Source organism: Pelagicoccus albus (assembly GCF_014230145.1).
Lineage (GTDB): Bacteria > Verrucomicrobiota > Verrucomicrobiia > Opitutales > Opitutaceae > Pelagicoccus > Pelagicoccus albus.
In genome coordinates this window covers 119,473-137,985 of sequence record NZ_JACHVC010000005.1, presented here as the reverse complement: position 1 = coordinate 137,985, position 18,513 = coordinate 119,473, and the positions used below count along the sequence as shown (strand labels likewise).

The following is an 18,513-nucleotide window of genomic DNA, read 5'->3' as shown; positions in this document are numbered from 1 at the left end:
CCCTTGTTATTGCCAGCCAAAATCCACCCCCACTATGAAGACCTGTCTCGCCAGCCTAGCGATGGTCAGCTTCGCCGTCTCCTTCGCATCCGCTGCGAAAATGAGCCTCGAGGAGCATGATCGCGTTCCTTACCCAGTAATCGACGATGCCAGCGAAGAGACTGCTCTCGCCGTGCAGCAACTGAAATTGCCCGAGGGAATCGAGGCGAAACTCTGGGCCGCGGAACCGATGTTGGCCAATCCGGTCGCTTTTGATTTCGATGAACAAGGGCGTCTCTTCGTCACTGAAACCTACCGATACCTCACGAGTGTCATCGATATCCGAAACTACATGGATATGGTAGAGGAAGACCTCGCCTTCCGTAGTGTAGAAGACCGACGGGAAGGAATCGAAGAACTCTTCGGCGAGGACGCGAGAGGCTTTGCCATCGAAGGGGAAATCCTCCGCCTGCTGGAGGATCGGGATCGAGACGGAGTGGCGGATCATAGTTCCATTTATGCCGACGGCTTCAACACATCCGTGGATGGGATCGCCTCAGGCGTTTTAGCGAGACAGGGTGACGTCTATTTCACCAACATCCCGAACCTTTGGAAATTCGACGGGATCGACGAGGAAGGCTCCGCCGAGCAAAGGGAAAAGCTGCTGAGCGGCTTCGGCGTCCACTTCGGTTTCACCGGACACGATCTGCACGGACTGATCCTAGGTCCGGATGGAAAACTCTACTTCAGCATCGGAGACCGCGGAGCTAATGTTGAAACCAAAGAGGGCGAAACCATCGCCTATCAAGACACCGGAGCCGTCTACCGCTGCAATCTCGACGGAACCGATTTGGAGATCGTTCACTGGGGACTCCGCAACCCGCAAGAGCTCGCCTTCGACGAGTTTGGAAACCTCTTCACAGGCGACAACGATTGCGACAACGGTGACTACGAACGTCTAGTCCTCATCGCCGAGGGCGGCGATTCAGGCTGGCGGGTCGGCCATCAGCAAGCGCCCCTGGGACGAGGCGGAGTTTGGATTTCCGAAGGTTGGTGGAAGACACGCTTCGAAGGTCGTACCAAGTTTGCCCTCCCCCCGATTTCCTACGTGGACGACGGCCCTTCCGGCATCGCCTTCCACCCCGGAACTGGATTGTCGCCCGAATATGAAGGGCACCTCTTCATGACACATTTTAAGGGCAGCATCGCTTCCAGCGGCATCACCACCTACAAGCTGAAGCCCGATGGAGCCTGGTTTGAGCTAGACGAGAAAAAGGACTTTTTATCCGGCATTCTCCCCACCGACGTTACTTTCGCTCCGGACGGAAAGTTCTACGTTCTTGATTGGGTGAACGGTTGGCCAAAGTCCAAAAAAGGACGCGTCTACGCATTGGCCAATCCTAACTATCTGGAAACGCCCATCGTAAAACAGACCCAAGAACTGATTGCCACCGGCATGAGCGAGCGGCCCGTTAACGAATTGGGAGAACTGCTTTCCCACCCGAATTGGAATGTCCGACTCGAAGCCCAGCTGGAGCTCGCCTCCAGAGGAGAAACCGGTATTCAGATTCTAAGCGCCATCGCAACGGATGAATCGGCCGGTCTCCGCCCACGCCTTCACGCCACCTGGGGATTGGGCATTGCAGCGAGAGAGGAATCCTCGCTCAACGCCACCATCGTCGGACTCGCTTCCTCGTCGGACGCGGAGATCCGAGCCCAAGCCACCAAGCTGATCGGCGACCTGGAAATTGGCGACCAACAGGAGCTTCTCGTCTCACACCTTCAGGACGAATCCCTTCGCGTTCGCTACTTCGCGGCCCAAAGTATCGGAAAACTGGGCATAGAGGAAGCAACGCCCGCTCTTCTCAAAGCGGCCGAAGAGAACGCCGACCAAGACCCTTATCTGAGCCACGCCATCGTCATGGGCTTAGTCGGTAGCAAGAATCTTTACGTCATGGCGGAGAACGTGACCCATGAATCAAATGCTGTCCGCTCAGCGATCCTCCTCACGTATCGGAGACTTGGAGACGTTAACATAGCCCGTTTTCTTCACGATGAGGACGAACACATCGTTCTCGATGCGGCCCGAGCGATCAACGACGCGCCGGTCACTTCCGCTTATGCGTCCTTAGCCGCCATACTGGAATCGCCACTGGCCCAAAACCCGATCCTAGGACTGCGGGCCATCAACGCCCATTTTCGACTTGGCAAAGCTTCCAATGCCGAGGCTTTGGCCAAATTCGCCTCTAACGAGCAAAGTCCCCTTAACCTCCGTCTCGAGGTTTTGCAACAGATGGCGACCTGGGGAAGCCCACTCCAGCGCGACCGGATTATGGGTGTCTATCAACCCCTCGAAAGTCGTCCTGCCTCCGTGGCTGGCGAAGCGCTCACCGCTGTTGCAGACGATATTTTGGCCTCCGATAAGGGCGAAATCGTTGCGAGCTTCATTACAGCAATTGGAGCACTCGGTATCACCGAATTGTCTGACTCGCTCTGCACGCTCGCTTCCGATCCCGAGCGTCCGGGCACTGCCCGAGTCGCCGCATTCAATGCCCTCGTCGCCGCACAAGATCCTCGCCTCGACGAACTGGTGCTGATGGCGAGCGAATCGAACGCTTCGGAACTCCGACTCGCCACTCTGCCGATATTAACCGAAACCGCCCCCGAGCAGGCGGAGGTCACCCTTGAACTGATGAGCAAGGGCAGCGTGGAGGAACAACGAGTCGCCTACAAAACCTTGGCCAAATCCAAGCAAGCCTTCGCGGAAACCTTGCTAATCGACAGCCTCACTCGATTGACCGATGGCAAAGTCCCCTACGGAGCTCAACTCGAGCTACTCGAGGCCACCGAGAGCCATCCGTCAAAGACGATCAAAACCGCTTACCAATCCTACCAGTCCGCTATCGCGGCGGATCCGGATCCGATCGCGCCTTACCGATTCGCTCTGGACGGAGGCGAGAGACGCCCGGGAGGAAGCGATGCTTTTATGGATAATAAAATCATGGCCTGCGTCCGCTGCCACATCGTTTATGGCCCTGGCGAGTCGGCGGGTCCGAACTTGGCAGATATCGGACTACGGCTAGACAAACGCCAACTGCTCGAAGCAATCGTCGCTCCCAACGCCTCAATCGCAGACGGCTGGAACAACGTTATCGTCACCTTAAAGGATCAAAGCTCCAAAGCGGGAATACTGGAATCAGAGGACGACGATCGGATCACTTTGAAACTGGTCAGCGGCGAAACGGAAACCCTCCGCAAAAGCGACATCGCCAACACGCTTTCTATGCCGTCCAGCATGCCTGCCGTCTTTGGCTCCATGCTGAGCAAGCGCGAAATCCGAGACCTGGTCGCCTTCTTGGAAGCCCAAAGATGGCAGCCAGGCGATCGGGCCGCCCACGGGGAAGAATGACACCACGCGAGTCGCGCTAATATTAAGTCGACACAGCATTCACCGTGCTTACAGGTCTCATTCGAGATTCTTCTGTCTTGGGAGCTGAATACGAGGAAAGTTGACGATGCTCCTACATCGATCCACCCAGCTCGCTTCGAAAACGCAAACAGAGCTAAACGAAGATGTCAGAAGGATCGAATACACAAGGAAACCCAGCCGTCGTGGGACTGGCTGGTTTCGGAGTCACAACACTGCTATTGCAGTTCCACAACGTTGGCTGGTGCGCTATGGGCCCTGTCTTGGCCTGTGCCATCATCTTCGGCGGCTTGGCTCAATTGATCGCTGGTTTCCAAGAATTCAAATGCGGCAATAATTTCGGCTACAGCGCCTTCACCGCCTACGGTTCGTTCTGGATAGCGTTTGCAATCATTCTGCTCTGCAAACACTATGGCGTCTACGAATCGAGCGGCGAGGACATCGGGTGGTTCCTAGTTGGATTCGCAGTCTACACTCTGATCATGTTGGTGGCGGCAATGCGGGTACATGGCATGATGGCCCTGACTTTTTTGCTACTGACCATTGGTTTCGTCCTGCTTATCCTAGCCCACTTCGGTTTCCCGCAACTCACCAAAGTCGCCGGTTTTGAGCTGATGGCTTGCGCCCTTTGCGCCCTCTACATGATGGCTGCAGCGATCTATGCCCAAGTCTTCGGCCGCCCCATTTTGCCGGTTGGCAAACCTTGGCTCAGCTAAGCCTGTCCTCGGAAGGGATCGCCTCGGCAATTGGTCGGCCAGTACCTTCTCGTCAGGTCAAAACAAGGCTTAGAGATCATAGGTTCTCTCGGAAGTTCGTAGATAAACGTCGGGGCGATAGCTTGCTGTTGACCCGAAGCGACTCATAGGACTTGCTGCTCACGCTTGCTGTCTCAAGGCCAAAGGATCGCAAGCCTTTCAAGCGATGATTCAAGCCTTCTCAAAACAACTTAAAAGCATCATAGCGAAGCAGCTCTCCTTCGAAGACACGGCAAAACCGTCCGAAAAGCTAGGAGCGCTCAAGAGCTTCCTAAAGGAGGGCACGGAGAGTATTTTGAGCCATCATCGCGCTGGAGCGCCTGGATTGGATGTCGCCAAGGGGCGGACGATGATGATTGACGCGTTGATTTCCAAGCTAGCCGGGCCGGCAATCGAGAGCGTGCAAAACCTAGTGGATGACGCCTCTCTAGCCATCAGCGTTGTTGCTTTAGGCGGATACGGGAGAGAGGAGCTCTGCCCATTGAGCGACATAGACATCATGTTTCTCTACCCCTCCAATACGGATGGCAAACTACTGCAAAAGGCTCAGGAGCTCCTAGTGCAGGAAGTCCTCTATCCGCTTTGGGACGCAGGCCTGAAGGTGGGGCATTCTACCCGCTCTGTCGACGAGGCGTTTAAGGAGGCCAAGTCCGACATACAGACCAAAACCGCCCTCCTCGAAGCGCGTTTGATCTGCGGATCCTCTGCCCTATTTGAAGGGTTCCAATCCTCCTATCATCTCTTCTATCGCAAGGACGACCCCAAGGATTACATCAAGCAACGCCTAGACGACCAAAGAAGCCGCCGAGCAAAATTTGGAGGTTCCATCTACATGCAGGAACCGGACATCAAAAGTGGCGTGGGAGGACTTCGGGACTACCACAATACGCTGTGGATGGCCCAGGTACGGCTAAACCTCAAAAATATAGATGGACTCGTTCCGCTGAGCTACCTCAACAAGCAAGAGCTCGCGGACATCAAAGAAGCCTACGAATTCCTGATCCGAGTCCGAAACGAGCTGCACTTCAGATTGAAGCGGCCCAGCGATCTGCTTTCCTTGGAACTACAGCCGAAAGTCGCCTACCGGATTGGGTACAAGCAGCGCGACATCCTCGGGCGCGTCGAGGTCTTCATGCGCGACTACTACCGCCGAGCGCAGACCATTTTCCGCGTAACCAAGAACATCGAAAAACGACTCGCTCTCAGCGCCAAGCCCTCCAGCAAAACCCCTATGGAATCGGTGAAGAGCTTCCTCCTCGCCCGCAGGGCGGAGAAAGTTCGTCGTATCGATGGCTTTATGATCCGAGGGCAGGAAATCACTTACGAGACCCCGGACGTCTTCAAGGAAGATCCCGTGCGTTTGATCCGCATTTTCCGTCTTTGCCAGCAAAACAAGGTCGAGATAGATTTTGAGCTGAATGCACAAATTCGATCATCGCTCGACCTGATCGACGACAGCATACGCGAATCAGAAGGAGCAAATCTCAGTTTCCGCACCATTCTTCAAGAATCGGGAAATGTGTACCCTACCCTGAATGAAATGCACGAATTGGGCGTACTGGGAGCCTTTATTCCCGAATGGGGAAAGCTTACATGCCTCGTCCAGCATGAGTACTACCATCGCTACACTGCAGATGTGCATACGCTTCATACAATCAGAGAATTGGATGAAATTTTTTCAAACGCTGAGAGGATGTACAGGCCTTACCTTGAAGCGCTTCGCGAACTGAGCCTACCCAACCTCATCTACTTGATTCTTTTCCTGCACGATATCGGAAAAGCTCGCGGGATCCAAAATCATGCGGAGTCAGGGGTCGAAATAGCTGGCCCAATTCTCAAGCGATTCAAGATCGACGAAAAAAATCAGGCATCAGTTCGATTTATTATAAAGAATCACCTGCAGATGGCGCGATTTTGGCAAAGGTACGACATTGATGACCCTGATACAGCCAAAGCATTTGCCGAACAAGTGGGATCGCCAGAGCTCCTGCGACTTCTCTACGTGCACACATTCTGTGACGCAAGAGGCACGGCTAGAGGCCTTTGGAACCAGTACAAGGACACTATGCACCGCACCCTCTACCTTCGCACCTTGGAGGTATTTAAAGCCGAGGACAAACTCGAGCAGCACTACAAGGAGCAAAGAGCGATGACCCAACAGGAACTCATCTCTATCGACATCGAGGGTGTCAGCTCCGAGGAAATAGACGCCCACTTCAAGCTGCTGCCGGATCGCTATTTCATTAACACTTCGCAAGAAGAGATCATCCAGCACATCAAGATGATCAACCAGTTGATCAAGGAAATCTCGGCCGCGGATTCCTTGGGAGCCCTCAAGCCAGTGATTGATTGGCGACACGACGTGAACCGCTCCCTCACGGTGGTAAACGTGGTCACATGGGACCGAGCCGGACTCTTCCACAAACTGGCTGGCGCTCTCAACTTAGCCGGATACTCAATCCTAAGCGCAAAAGCCATTTCCCGCGACGATCACATAGCGATCGACACTTTCTACGTGGCCGAAAATGGGAGAGGCCCTTCCAATGAGAAGCTGGCCATGGAAGCCTTTACGGCGGCCGTTAAGGATGCACTCGTATCCAACGAAGACTTGTATCCTCGAATCCTCGAGAAGGCCAAAAAGGAAGCGAGCGAACTCTTTTCCAAAAAGGACGAAAACCCGCTGGCAGAGTCCTTCGAACCGCAGATCGACGTCTACCACGAACTGTCCCTACAGCGTACGATCCTCGAAGTGCAAGCCCCTGACCACTTGGGATTGCTCTACCAGATCGCGAACCAGATTTCCAAGCACGGCTTCGATATAACCTTCGCCCGCATCAACACAGAGCGAGGCATCGCGATCGACACGCTTTACTTAATCGAGGTAGATAACAGCGAGGAGTCGGACGGCGAGAAGCTGATGAATCTCCGCGAGGGCCTTACCAAGATCCTCAACGAAAACTAATCCTTCCCTTGCTCCGTAATCGCGAGCGAAGAAGAATCACTTTAAAACGAAAAAGAGGACGCCTCCTGAGAGGCGTCCTCTTTTGTCCATACAGAGATTTAAAGTGTCAGTTTGGCTAGCTGGCCTCGACCGTGGCCCCTAGGGCTTCCAGTCGTTTCAGCATGTCCTCCGGCGATTGCGATTTCTCAAACGCTTCACGCGCGGTGATCAGCCCTTGGTTGTAGAGACTCAAGAGATGCGTATCCATGGTTATCATGCCAAGAGCCGCCCCAGTCTGAATGTCAGATGTTACCCGATAAGTCTTATTATCGCGAATGAGGGCTGCAATCGAAGTGGTGGTAACCATGATCTCGAGCCCCGCCACGCGGCCTCCCCCTATCTTCTTGCAGAGTACCTGTGAGATGACTCCGACAATGGAAGACGCGAGCTGGGTTCGGATCATCTCCTTCATGTTGGCCGGAAAAGCGTCCACGATACGGTCGATCGTCTTCGGAGCACTGTTGGTGTGAAGGGTGCCAAAAACCAAGTGACCCGTCTCTGCCGCGCTGATCGCAGCTTCGATTGTCTCAAGGTCTCGCATTTCACCCACCAGAATAACATCCGGGTCTTGACGAAGAGCGGAGCGGATCGCCCCTGAAAAGCTATCTACATCGACCCCTACTTCACGTTGAGTGACGATCGATTTCTTGTGATCATGGTAGTACTCAATCGGATCCTCGATGGTTATGATATGACCGCTACGGCGTTCGTTGATGTAGTTAATCATCGAAGCGAGCGTGGTACTCTTACCAGAACCAGTCGGTCCAGTAACCAAAATGAGGCCTCTTGGACGATACAAGAGATCGCGGATCTTGTCCGGTATTCCGATCTTATCCAAAGGGATGAAATCCGCAGGGATCATACGAAGCACCAATCCATAGGTGCCCTTGGCTCTCATTACGCTTACGCGAAACCGAGCCCGGTCGAGATAGGCGAATCCAAAGTCAGCGCCTCCAGTCGTCTTGACGCTCTGAATGTAGCTGTCCGGCGTAATGGACTGCATCAGCTTTTCGGTGTCGGACGGAGTCAGATCCGGCCCATCCACCGATATCATCTCACCGCCTAGGCGAATCGTCGGCGGACGCCCTACCTGAATATGCAAGTCGGAAGCCCCTTCATCGAAGACCAGCTCCAGCAGCTCGTTCATCTCATAACTCATATAGCAGAGTTATCGTCAAAAACCGGACGCACCTGAGTGATGCAGCTCATTGAATCACCGCCAGAGATATTTCCTGAAAAATGGTGCCTAGCCTCCAGCCGTTTTGGCCGAAATCACCCTAGATATGAGCCGGCTCATCAACCGTCACCGACAGAACTTCCTCTACAGTGGTCAGCCCCGCCATGACCTTACGTATTCCATCCTCTCGCATGGACCGCATGCCTAATTGGCGCGAAAGGGAACGAAGCTGAGCAGAGGTACCATTCGAATAGATAAGTCGCTCCACTTCATCCACCACTTTGAACAATTCGAAAACGCCGATACGCCCCTTAAACCCTAGATCGTGACATTCGTCGCAGCCCTTTCCGCGCAGCAATGTCGTTTGCCCCGATGTCAAAGGGTCGAGCCCGATGGCATTCATCTCCCGAGCGGTTGGCTTGTAACGAGCGCAACAGGCTGGACAAATTTTCCTGACCAAACGTTGCGCCAAGGCCGCCCGCATTGAGGTGGCCACCAAGTACGGCTTTACGCCGATATCTACCAAACGCGTGACCGCGGAAGGAGCATCATTCGTGTGTAGCGTACTAAATACCATGTGCCCAGTGAGGGAGGCGTTGATGGCTATTTCTGCCGTCTCCAGATCGCGAATCTCCCCGATCATGATGATGTTCGGAGCTTGGCGAAGTATCGCCTTCAATGCCGCCGAAAAGCTCATCCCGATCGCCTTGTTTACCGGCACTTGGTTGATTCCTGGCATCTGGTACTCGATCGGATCCTCCACCGTGATGATCTTTCGATCGGACTTATTAAGGAAGTGCAAACAGCTGTAGAGAGTCGTGGTCTTACCTGAACCGGTAGGTCCCGTGACCAGCAGCATCCCATCCGGCATGGTAATAAGCCGCTCGTAAGTCTCTTGATCATCTGGCAGGAAACCGAGTTCGGGCAAACCGAGCATCAAACTGGATTTGTCCAAAATACGCATCACGATCGACTCGCCATAGGCAGTGGGTAAAGAGGATACACGCAAGTCGTACTCAACTCCTTCGACCTTTACTTGGATTCGCCCATCTTGCGGCAATCGCTTTTCCGCGATGCTCATCTTCCCCATCACCTTGATGCGAGAGATGACAGGCAACTGCAGGCGGCGAGGCGGAGGCTTGGGCATCTCTTGCAGCTGCCCGTCTACGCGAAAGCGAACCCTGAACCGGGTTTCCAGCGGCTCGAAGTGGATGTCGGAAGCTCGAATACGAACCGCTTCCGATATGATGACCTGCACCAGACGAATGATAGGAGCGTCATCCTCTCCCGTAAGGTTGGTAGCGATCTCCACTTCACTGTCATCGACACGCACCTCCTCGGCCAGTTTACGCTCCTCAATACTCAGTCGAGCAGAAGCCGTTTGGCGGGCATCCAGATAAGACGCATCGATCGCGATTTCTACATCTTCCTCCGCCGCCAAAACCGGAACGACTTGAACTCCGAGCAAGTGAGACAACGTATCCAACTCTTGGAGAGGATCCGAGATAGCGACTCGAATACGATCAACTCCGGAGGACAGGGGAAATGCCTGAAATCGCCGTGCCAAGGGTTCGTCCAAAAGAGCTCTGGCATCCTGAGGCCAAGGGGCTTCCGATAGATCGATCCATTCCATCGCGAACTCGTTAGCAAGCTCGCGAACGACTGACTTCCGGTCCGCGTAACCTTTCGAATAGAGAGATTCCAAAACCTCATCATCGCTTGCATCAGGCAATGATGTTCGAACGACACGTAGTTGATCGCTGGTGACTAGCCCGCTTGTCTCGATTATCTGCAATGTCAGAGTGGAATCAGCCATCTTCGAGAATGAAACTCATATACTTCTCTCGGAATTGCGATTCTTTCTGCCACAAGTTTTCCGCAAAAAAAGAGTCGGCTACCAAATGGCAACCGACTCTTCAAAAATACGCTTGGACGGATCGCTATTTCAGCGACATCAGGAACTCGATGTTGTTCTTCGTCACCTTGAGGCGCTTGATCAACATCTCCATAGCCTCCACGCCAGGCACACCCTGCATGACTCGACGGAGGCCATAGACCTTTTCCATCTCCTGCGGATGATAGAGCAGCTCTTCCTTTCGGGTACCACTTCTCTCGAAGTTGATAGCGGGGAAGATTCTCTTGTTGATCAATTCGCGATCCAAGTGGATTTCCATATTACCGGTACCCTTGAACTCTTCGAAGATCACTTCATCCATCTTACTCCCGGTATCCACCAAAGCAGTACCCATGATGGTGAGAGTGCCGCCGTCTTCGATATTTCGAGCCGAGCCAAAGAAACGCTTGGGCTTCTGCATCGCAGTCGCCTCGATACCACCTGACATGATCTTACCGCTGTTGCTGGCCAGCGCGTTGTAGGCGCGGGCAAGGCGGGTAATCGAATCGAGCAAGATAACGACATCCTTGCCCTGCTCTACCATGCGGCGAGCCTTTTCGCATACCATCTCCGCACAATGCACGTGGCTAGTCGGCGTCTCGTCAAAAGTGGAACTGACGACTTCGCCCTTCACTCGACGCTTGAAGTCAGTAACTTCTTCCGGTCGCTCGTCGATTAGTAAAACGATCAAATGCGCCTCGGGCCAATTTTGTTGGATCGAGTTGGCCAAGCCTTGCAGCAGGATAGTCTTACCGGTGCGAGGAGGAGCGACGATCAATCCGCGCTGTCCAAATCCGATCGGAGTAAGCAAATCGAAGGCTCGCATGGAAACATCCTTCTTGCTGTTTCCAGGATCGGGAGTCTCTAGAACTAAGCGCTCAGTAGGATAGTAAGGAATCAAATCCTCAAAAGGCGTTATCTTGGCGAGCTCGACAGGATCGCCACCCATAGCGGATACAATTCGCAAGGCCGAGGGACAGCGTTCACCCTCTTCCGGCGCGACCGCTAGGATTTCAACCTCATGTCCTCTCTGCAGTCCGTATTCACGGATCAAAGACGCAGGTACGTAGACGCTTTCGGGCTTGAGTTGGTAATTGCTAACCTGGTGAACCACGTAACCATGGCCATCGTCGCTTGTATCCAAAAAGCCAGCATCCTTTAGGACTCGCTTTCCTTCGCGGGCAAATTTGTAGAGAGCTTCGATCGCTTGCTTGCGGCTACACTTCTCTTCCAGCTCCGCGCCGAGCGCACGGATAGCTGCAGCCATCGGCTCCACCTTCTGCTCGTAAAGAGCGGTCAAATCTATCGGTTCGGAACCATCGAGCTCCTTAAGGATTTCCTCACAGGCATCCTTGTTCGAGAAGCGGGATGCTGCGGGCAAATCTCCCTCGATATGGTCTCGCTCCGCGGGTGGAGGAGGCTGACGCCATCCGCCTTGTTTGCCTCCTTTTTGGTTCCGGTTATTGTTCTTATTCCCTTGGTTGTTATTACGGCCGCCTTGCTGCTTGCCACCCTGCTGCTGATTGTTGCGGCCGCCCTTCTTGTTTTTGGAGAACTTGCCCTTTTGCTGCTGCTGTCGATCGCCCTTCTGAGAGCGGTCTCCACCATCGTGGCGGTTATGGTTACGGTCGTTCTTGTCTTCGCTTTTGGAATCCGAGTCGTCATCGTTCGACGCGGCAGTCACCTTTTTTCGCTCTTGAGGGGTTTCATCGGGATCCTTGACGACTTCCACTGTCTCCTTGCCATCCGCATGGGATCCACGGCCCTTGAAATCGGTAGGCCTAAATTCGTTATCGCCGCTAGGAGACGCCTTCGCGGGAGCCGACACCTCTTTCACGGTTTCCTTCTCCGGAGCAGACGGCGCATCCGCTTTTTCGGACTTAACTTCTCCCTCTACCGCTTTCGCCACCTTTTTGGCCGCTTTTTTCGCGGCTTTCTTGGCTGCCTTTTTGGCCGCTTTTTTCGCCGCCTTTTTGGCTGCCTTCTTCGCTACCTTTTTGGCAGCGGCACGTGGTAGATCGTCAAAACCGTAATCCAACGGCAAGCCGTCGTCGTTGTTGTGTTCAGAGTCGCTAGACATGATTATATAGTTCTGGAAATGCTGGGAAATTTGGGGTTCCCGCTATGCCGACCACGTCGGTCGCGCATGCAATAAATAGGGAGCGTTGATTATTGAGGAGTTCTGATTTTCGAGAGCAGGCTTCGGACTTGCTCGGAGAGAAATGACTGGCTTCCGTCGTTTAGCAAAACGTAGTCGGCGAGCGTTGCCTTTTCCGCCACTGGCATTTGCCGATTCATGCGGGCCAGAGCCTGAGTTCGATTCATTCCTCTCTGCTCCAGTCTCTCGACCTGCGTTTGCGGATCAGAGAACACGCATATGCTAAGATCAACGCTTTTCTGCAGTTTTTTTTCGAAGAGAAGCGGTATCTCAATCAGCCAATCTCCTGAATCCGGAAGGCTCTGCCATCTCTCGCGCACCCGGGGATGCAAAATAGCCTCCAGCTCGCGGAGCTTAGGTTCGTCGCCAAACACTGATTTCCCGACGGCCTCACGATCGATGCCCCCCTCCTCCTTTTCGACTTCAGGCCCAAACAAATCAACCACGGCCGCGATCGTGCCTGGATCACTAGCCAACAGCTCATGGACAACCTTATCCGCGTCGAGGGTGGAAAATCCATTTTCCGCAAACAACTTGGAAACCGTCGACTTTCCGCAGCCAATTCCTCCTGTGAGACCGATTTTCACAAGTTGTCATCCCTAAGCAGCGGCTTAACGCCGTCTAGCTCAAAAGTCTCGATCTGCAGATGCCACAGAGGTACTCACTCTATGGATTTCTTACCCAATCTCAAAACCGCTTGCCTAAGATGCTTTGATAAAACAGCTTAGCCCACTGTTACCCTCATAAACCCCAAGCCCCGTTTATCGCATGCTAGCCACCGTTTCTAGCGCCGCCTTGCAAGGAATCCAGGCGGTGCCCGTCTTGGTCGAAGTGAATTCTGGCGAATCTGGAGACCCCAGACTCATCATGGTCGGTCTTCCCGATGCCGCCGTGAAAGAATCCGACGACCGCGTCTTTTCAGCCCTCGCCAACTCCGGCTTCCGCAAGCCGCAAACTCGCACCACCATAAATCTCGCGCCCGGGGATCTTCGCAAAGAGGGCCCCATGTACGATCTGCCAATAGCCCTTGGAATCCTAGCCGCTACCAACCAGCTAAGCGGAGACCAGCGCCTGAAGGACTTCCTTATCGGCGGAGAACTTTCCCTCTCTGGGGCAACTCGACCGATCCGTGGCGGTTTGGCATTCGCACTGGAAGCCAAAGCGGCAGGCAAACGCGGAGTCATCCTTCCCCTCGATTCAGCTCGCGAAGCCTCGCTCGTAACCGGTATCGAGGTTTACGGCGTCGAATCCCTCACCCAAGCTCTCCGTTTCGTGGAGGGGAAGCTAGAGCTGCAAAACCTTTCAGGGGCCTCGATTTTCGACGCGCGAGAACAAGCCTCAGAAGACAATTTTTCCGAAGTTAAAGGGCAAGCTACCGTCAAGCGAGCAGTCGAAGTAGCGGTGGCGGGCAACCATAATCTCCTGCTCATCGGCCCTCCTGGTTCCGGAAAATCAATGATCGCCAAACGGATCCCGGGGATAATGCCGGAGCCGACTTTAGACGAGTTTCTTGAAATCCTGCAGATCGAATCCGCGGCAGGAGTCTCTCACAAAAACCAACTACGGAAGCGCCGCCCGTTCCGGTCCCCTCACCACACCATCTCGGACGTCGGCCTTTTGGGAGGAGGCAGCATCCCCGGTCCCGGTGAAATTTCCCTCGCTCACAACGGGGTACTTTTCATGGACGAATTGCCTGAATTCAAACGCTCCGCCCTGGAGGTTATGCGCCAGCCGCTGGAAGACGGAAAAGTGACTATCTCTCGTTCCGCTGGAAAAGTCACCCTCCCCTGCAATTTCATGCTCGTGGCCGCCATGAACCCCTGCCCCTGCGGTTACTTGGGCTCTCAACAGAAAGAATGCAGTTGCTCTCCCCATCAGGTACAAAAATACCGCAACCGCATCAGCGGACCGCTACTAGATCGGATAGATCTTCATGTGGAAGCCCCTGCCCTATCGATCTCCCAACTCCGCGAGGCTAGCAAAGGAGAAAGCTCCGAGGAGATTCGCGATAGGATTGAAACCGCTAGATCTATACAGCGTAGTCGATTTTCCGCTACAGCGGTTCGCTCCAATGCGGATATGGGTCACCAAGCAATCCAAAGCCATTGCAAGATCTCGTCCGAACTGGGCGATCTCCTTCAGTCCGCCATGGAGCGCCTGTCTCTTTCGGCCCGAGCCTACGACCGAATCCTAAAAGTGAGCCGTACGATAGCAGACCTAGCTGGATCGATAGAAATCGAAGCGCCCCACCTTCTGGAAGCGATCCAATTCCGCTCTCTCGACCGAATGGCAAGCACTTGAAACTCCGCACAGAATTAACTTAAAGCTTTGTTCGCAAGAAGGGTTGAACTAAGCTCTCGATACGATGGTCAAAACCTACCAAAGCAAAGCTCCCGGAATCCGAAATGTCTCATCCGTCTTGGCCATTCTGGGAGTGCTGGCCTCTTTGGGAGCGCTTGTATTCATTCGCTTCTACATGAACCGAACGGTCGATTCTTACACCGAAAAAAGCCTCAGCGAGTTTTCAAGCTATGCGAGTGCCATTGAGCGCTCAGATGAAACGGTGCTTTTTGAGGGCTTGCCAAGCCCTAGCAGCGAACCGGACCTATACATGGTTGAATCCGTGCGTCCCGACTTTCGAGCTTATGCAGACCTCTCGAAAGGTGAAGAGCTCAGCCTTTACGCCCAACCAATGGGGATTGGAGATTTGGAAAAGATGCAGCTTTCCAATTTATTGACCAACCCTAGGTATATCGAAAAATCTGGATACAAAAGAAATTCTGCACCATTCCACGCCGACTACGGAGTCCAATTCGAGACAAGGGAAACCACTCCCATCCTCGTATTCATAAACCTTAGCGGAGAGGAACTCCTCTTTACGGGAGGACCCCAGAAACTTGCCTGCAAGCTGACCGAAGAAGGAGCGAGCGAATTGCGATTCGTGCTCCGTCCTTGGATCAAAAACCGGCCTAGCCCTGAGCATAGAACGTTTTTCCAACAAGCCATCGAACTCAACGAAAACGGTGGCCTAAACGACGACTAGGCTCTGCGATGCCCCTACTTCAAATTGCCCACTCCGGGAGAATAGTTGGCAGAAACTACTGAGCTGGCTAGAAGCGAATCGCACTGCAGAACTCCGGAAAATTGCACCACCGGCGCATTGACTGATATATTGGCGGCATCGATTTCCAGCGTGGAACTTCGGGCTTCAATTTTGATTCCCGCTTCCAGCTGTATTGTTCCTCTGTCCAGCTTGATTAAATCCCCTTGCTCGCTGGAGAGAGTCACCGAACCATCGGAATCATCTAAACTCAGATAATGTCCACTCGCGGTCTTCAGCTCGACCTTTTGGTCGCTGAATACCAACTCATGCCCGGCCTTGGTTTTGAGCGACTTTACTTCAGGATCGCTTTCAACTCGAGCGTCGCTCGCCCGGGAGAGCGACCCAAGAACAACCGGCTCGCTGGATGTCGCCGTTGCAAAAGCAACCAGTACCTCATCACCAACTTCTGGAGTAAAAAACATGCCATATCCATTGCCCGAATACGGTGTAGACACTCGAGCCCAACGAGCAATACCGCCAGCGACTCCGACTGGAAGCACCTGCACTCGTCCCCGCCCTTGAGGATCTTCAACATCTATAACTTCCGCACTACCTATTGATTCGTACATAATTTCAAAATCTCCGTATCAGTTTGCAGGGTTCACATTTCCAAAGCCAGAAGGCCTCACGCTCCGGGTCCGCCGGTTCGAGACGATTCTGGACGACGTAGAGGGCGAACGAGTCGCCCTAGCTCGTCGAACCTTGGGCTTCGCCAGCTTCTTTTTATGAAACAAGCCCGACTCTGAAAATTCGCAGTCAAAGTAAGTTCTCCATCCCTGATCCCGATCATAGCAATGTCGGACTTCTGAAACGAACGCGACTCCATCATACGGACCTCCCAAGCCTGAAAACCGCAGTCGAGATCCAACCTGCATCGAGGGACTGAATACACACTCTCCTTCGCCCAAAATAAACTGCCGGCAGATTTGTCTAAAGACAGAGACCGCACCTTCTTGCAGATGGCTGTATCCCATTCGTCCGCCGGGCCAGGAGTGCAAGCATGGGCCAAAAACGAACTCCGCAGCGGCCGGCCCGGCGTTGCTTCCACTACTACGATTCGGTAAGGAATTTGCACTTACACTCACACGAACAGGGCTCCCCGTAGACTCATCCATCAATTCAGATTTAACCTCAGTAGCCATACCTCCCACATCCGCTACGGCACGAAACGACTTCAATTTCCTTTTGGGATTGAGCGTCAATGAGCTAGGGGGCGAAACATGACGCTTCGCAACTACGAGCCAATCCTCGTCGTTAATGTACCAATACAAGTCTGACTCGACCAAGAGATCCGTCAACAGGTCATAGTCCGTTTCACTCTCTTGAGCCAGTGTCTCCATTAGCCCACTGCCACCTTTCCAATCTAGCTGAAGACCACATCGGGAACAGGCAGACTCCACTAGGTCGGAAAGGCCCAGCTCTTGATGTAGCTCCGATCGTTCATCTGCCGCTAAGCGCTCTAGTTCCGAACCTACATACAACCTTAAGCAAGGGTGGGTTCCCGATTCGTATATTCCTTCGAGCCCTCGGACAAACCCCTTCATCAATCGAGTCCCATCGACTACGACTTCGATGACGTCTCCCATCAAAAACGGGGTTTTAAAAAACGGCAGCTCATCGGTCGCTTTGCTTCCTAAGGGCAGACGATTCTCTAAGACGATATTCGAACATCGACCGATCAGCCAATCTTCGAAGGTTTCCAATTTTAGCAGGTGATCAGACGCATCCAGACGCGGTTCACCATTGTGGATTATCTCAACGGAAGTTGGCATAGCAGCAAACGGGGTAGTGGGTTGGCCTTGTTCAACGAACAAGACGAGATGGCATACAAGAACTGTATTATCGCCCCATTTCACGAATTTGGCAATTCCCGGCTTCGAGAGTTTTGCCCGGCGATGCTGAACTAGTCGGTAGCCTACTCTAAAGAAGGCACCAATTCCCCGACGGCCGTTAGTTGCCCTCTGGGCCTCTTGAATAAAACGGCACGAGCTCGTTTAAGTGCCCCTGGATGATCTTAGCGATATTGGCCGCCGGCAGCTCCCGCTTGTGCAACTCGAAAATGGCGACCAAGAGAGACAGTTCGATATCGTTCTTCTTGGGCGACACGGCTTTCATCTCGGCCAATAGCTCCATCGCCTTCTTCTCGGCCTTTTTGTAATCTTGGAAATTTTTCTCGCTCGGTGTCGCCATAAATAGGAGCAAGCTTTCGATCCGCCTAAGCGTCAAATCTCAAACGCAGTTTGCGACTCCGCTCGCTCTGCCAAGCGTTGAACCTCTGTTCGCAATTCGATGGCGAGCTCCTTCCGGTCTCCACACGCTTGTCGTTGATTACCAAATACGATGGTCGCTAGCGTTTTACGCACCGCGAGCAGGCGAAACAAATGGGGAGCAAACGCCATATCGCCCCACCAGCAAACGTCCTGGCTCACATCTCCTCCTTCGCAGACGTATTTGAGATAAGTCGGAGTAATCGGCCAAGTGTTCGCAATGAGCGGCTGCAAGAGCGAAGCACGAAACGGCAACACATCCCGGCCATCCGAAGATGTCCCCTCCAAAAAGAAAGTCATGCCAATCCCCTCTTCGATCACCTCGGAAAAGCCCGCTTCCTTGCGAGCCACATCGCTACGGCGTTTTCGGTCGATATAAAGCGTTCCAGCCATGCGGGTGAATCGGCCCACGACCGGCCAATCATCTACCTCGATCTTGGAAAGAAAGACCTGCGGAGCCACTGAAGACAGAACAATGATATCCATATAGCTCATGTGATTCGGTGCGATAAACCCTCCAGGCGGAGCCTCGCCGATCTGCCGCACTTCAAACCTCAAGGCTCGCAAAAGTCTGCGAGCAGAACGCTGCAGCCAAACGGCTCGATCTTTCCGACTCGGATTGCGAGGGACGCGAAAAAGAAAATCCGCTCCAGCGATCGCGAAAACGCCCAAGACCGCTAGCAAGCGTTTAGTCTGACGAAGGCGTTTAAGCAAAGAATTCACGCCCCTGACAAAGCCCAGCGACGCTGCGA

13 protein-coding genes are annotated in these 18,513 nt (G+C 53.5%); 5 read left to right on the top strand and 8 right to left on the bottom strand.

The window, feature by feature from the left end; translation table 11 throughout:
- Positions 1 to 34: 34 nt before the first annotated feature.
- From H5P27_RS02590 to glnD, 3 genes are all read left to right on the top strand, one after another.
- Positions 35 to 3,388, top strand: coding sequence for a DUF7133 domain-containing protein (locus H5P27_RS02590; protein WP_185658812.1), 3,354 nt, complete (start codon positions 35 to 37; stop codon positions 3,386 to 3,388).
- 164 nt (positions 3,389 to 3,552) lie between these two features.
- Positions 3,553 to 4,122: an acetate uptake transporter gene (locus tag H5P27_RS02585; RefSeq protein ID WP_185658811.1), complete on the top strand. Its 570-nt coding sequence runs from the start codon at positions 3,553 to 3,555 to the stop codon at positions 4,120 to 4,122.
- 205 nt (positions 4,123 to 4,327) lie between these two features.
- Complete coding sequence (glnD, locus tag H5P27_RS02580; protein WP_185658810.1) at positions 4,328 to 7,123, top strand: [protein-PII] uridylyltransferase; 2,796 nt, start codon at positions 4,328 to 4,330, stop codon at positions 7,121 to 7,123.
- Between the two features lie 115 nt (positions 7,124 to 7,238).
- On the opposite strand, the gene H5P27_RS02575 is transcribed toward glnD, so the two are convergent.
- From H5P27_RS02575 to coaE, 4 genes are all read right to left on the bottom strand, one after another.
- Complete coding sequence (locus tag H5P27_RS02575; protein WP_185658809.1) at positions 7,239 to 8,321, bottom strand: type IV pilus twitching motility protein PilT; 1,083 nt, start codon at positions 8,319 to 8,321, stop codon at positions 7,239 to 7,241.
- 118 nt (positions 8,322 to 8,439) lie between these two features.
- On the bottom strand, positions 8,440 to 10,155 hold the full coding sequence (locus H5P27_RS02570) for a GspE/PulE family protein (RefSeq protein ID WP_185658808.1): 1,716 nt from the start codon (positions 10,153 to 10,155) through the stop codon (positions 8,440 to 8,442).
- Between the two features lie 124 nt (positions 10,156 to 10,279).
- Complete coding sequence (gene rho, locus H5P27_RS02565) at positions 10,280 to 11,626, bottom strand: transcription termination factor Rho (protein ID WP_425511336.1); 1,347 nt, start codon at positions 11,624 to 11,626, stop codon at positions 10,280 to 10,282.
- A 776-nt stretch (positions 11,627 to 12,402) separates the two neighbouring features.
- Positions 12,403 to 12,978 (bottom strand): dephospho-CoA kinase, encoded by a 576-nt coding sequence (gene coaE, locus H5P27_RS02560; RefSeq protein WP_185658806.1) that lies wholly within the window; start codon positions 12,976 to 12,978, stop codon positions 12,403 to 12,405.
- 181 nt (positions 12,979 to 13,159) lie between these two features.
- On the opposite strand from coaE, the gene H5P27_RS02555 reads away from it, so the two are divergent.
- Both H5P27_RS02555 and H5P27_RS02550 read left to right on the top strand, forming a co-directional pair.
- Entirely contained in the window at positions 13,160 to 14,692 is a 1,533-nt protein-coding gene (locus tag H5P27_RS02555; protein ID WP_185658805.1) for a YifB family Mg chelatase-like AAA ATPase, read from the top strand.
- Between the two features lie 64 nt (positions 14,693 to 14,756).
- Positions 14,757 to 15,434: a hypothetical protein gene (locus tag H5P27_RS02550; protein ID WP_185658804.1), complete on the top strand. Its 678-nt coding sequence runs from the start codon at positions 14,757 to 14,759 to the stop codon at positions 15,432 to 15,434.
- A 14-nt stretch (positions 15,435 to 15,448) separates the two neighbouring features.
- On the opposite strand, the gene H5P27_RS02545 is transcribed toward H5P27_RS02550, so the two are convergent.
- The 4 genes from H5P27_RS02545 to H5P27_RS02530 form a co-directional block, all read right to left on the bottom strand.
- Entirely contained in the window at positions 15,449 to 16,063 is a 615-nt protein-coding gene (locus H5P27_RS02545) for a phage baseplate assembly protein V (protein ID WP_185658803.1), read from the bottom strand.
- Positions 16,064 to 16,081: 18 nt separating this feature from the next.
- The gene (locus tag H5P27_RS02540; protein ID WP_185658802.1) at positions 16,082 to 17,266 is read right to left on the bottom strand and encodes a hypothetical protein; all 1,185 of its coding nucleotides are present in this window, start codon (positions 17,264 to 17,266) and stop codon (positions 16,082 to 16,084) included.
- A gap of 178 nt (positions 17,267 to 17,444) precedes the next feature.
- Positions 17,445 to 17,684: a hypothetical protein gene (locus H5P27_RS02535; RefSeq protein ID WP_185658801.1), complete on the bottom strand. Its 240-nt coding sequence runs from the start codon at positions 17,682 to 17,684 to the stop codon at positions 17,445 to 17,447.
- Positions 17,685 to 17,716: 32 nt separating this feature from the next.
- Entirely contained in the window at positions 17,717 to 18,484 is a 768-nt protein-coding gene (locus tag H5P27_RS02530; protein ID WP_185658800.1) for a 1-acyl-sn-glycerol-3-phosphate acyltransferase, read from the bottom strand.
- Positions 18,485 to 18,513: the final 29 nt, after the last annotated feature.

Bases quoted from the DNA above. Each gene is read 5' to 3' on its own strand.
- glnD (WP_185658810.1), top strand. From the start codon at position 4,328: ATGATTCAAGCCTTCTCAAAACAACTTAAAAGCATCATAGCGAAGCAG.
- H5P27_RS02570 (WP_185658808.1), bottom strand. From the start codon at position 10,155: ATGGCTGATTCCACTCTGACATTGCAGATAATCGAGACAAGCGGGCTA.
- H5P27_RS02575 (WP_185658809.1), bottom strand. From the start codon at position 8,321: ATGAGTTATGAGATGAACGAGCTGCTGGAGCTGGTCTTCGATGAAGGG.
- H5P27_RS02550 (WP_185658804.1), top strand. From the start codon at position 14,757: ATGGTCAAAACCTACCAAAGCAAAGCTCCCGGAATCCGAAATGTCTCA.
- H5P27_RS02545 (WP_185658803.1), bottom strand. From the start codon at position 16,063: ATGTACGAATCAATAGGTAGTGCGGAAGTTATAGATGTTGAAGATCCT.
- H5P27_RS02590 (WP_185658812.1), top strand. From the start codon at position 35: ATGAAGACCTGTCTCGCCAGCCTAGCGATGGTCAGCTTCGCCGTCTCC.
- H5P27_RS02555 (WP_185658805.1), top strand. From the start codon at position 13,160: ATGCTAGCCACCGTTTCTAGCGCCGCCTTGCAAGGAATCCAGGCGGTG.
- H5P27_RS02585 (WP_185658811.1), top strand. From the start codon at position 3,553: ATGTCAGAAGGATCGAATACACAAGGAAACCCAGCCGTCGTGGGACTG.
- H5P27_RS02535 (WP_185658801.1), bottom strand. From the start codon at position 17,684: ATGGCGACACCGAGCGAGAAAAATTTCCAAGATTACAAAAAGGCCGAG.
- H5P27_RS02540 (WP_185658802.1), bottom strand. From the start codon at position 17,266: ATGCCAACTTCCGTTGAGATAATCCACAATGGTGAACCGCGTCTGGAT.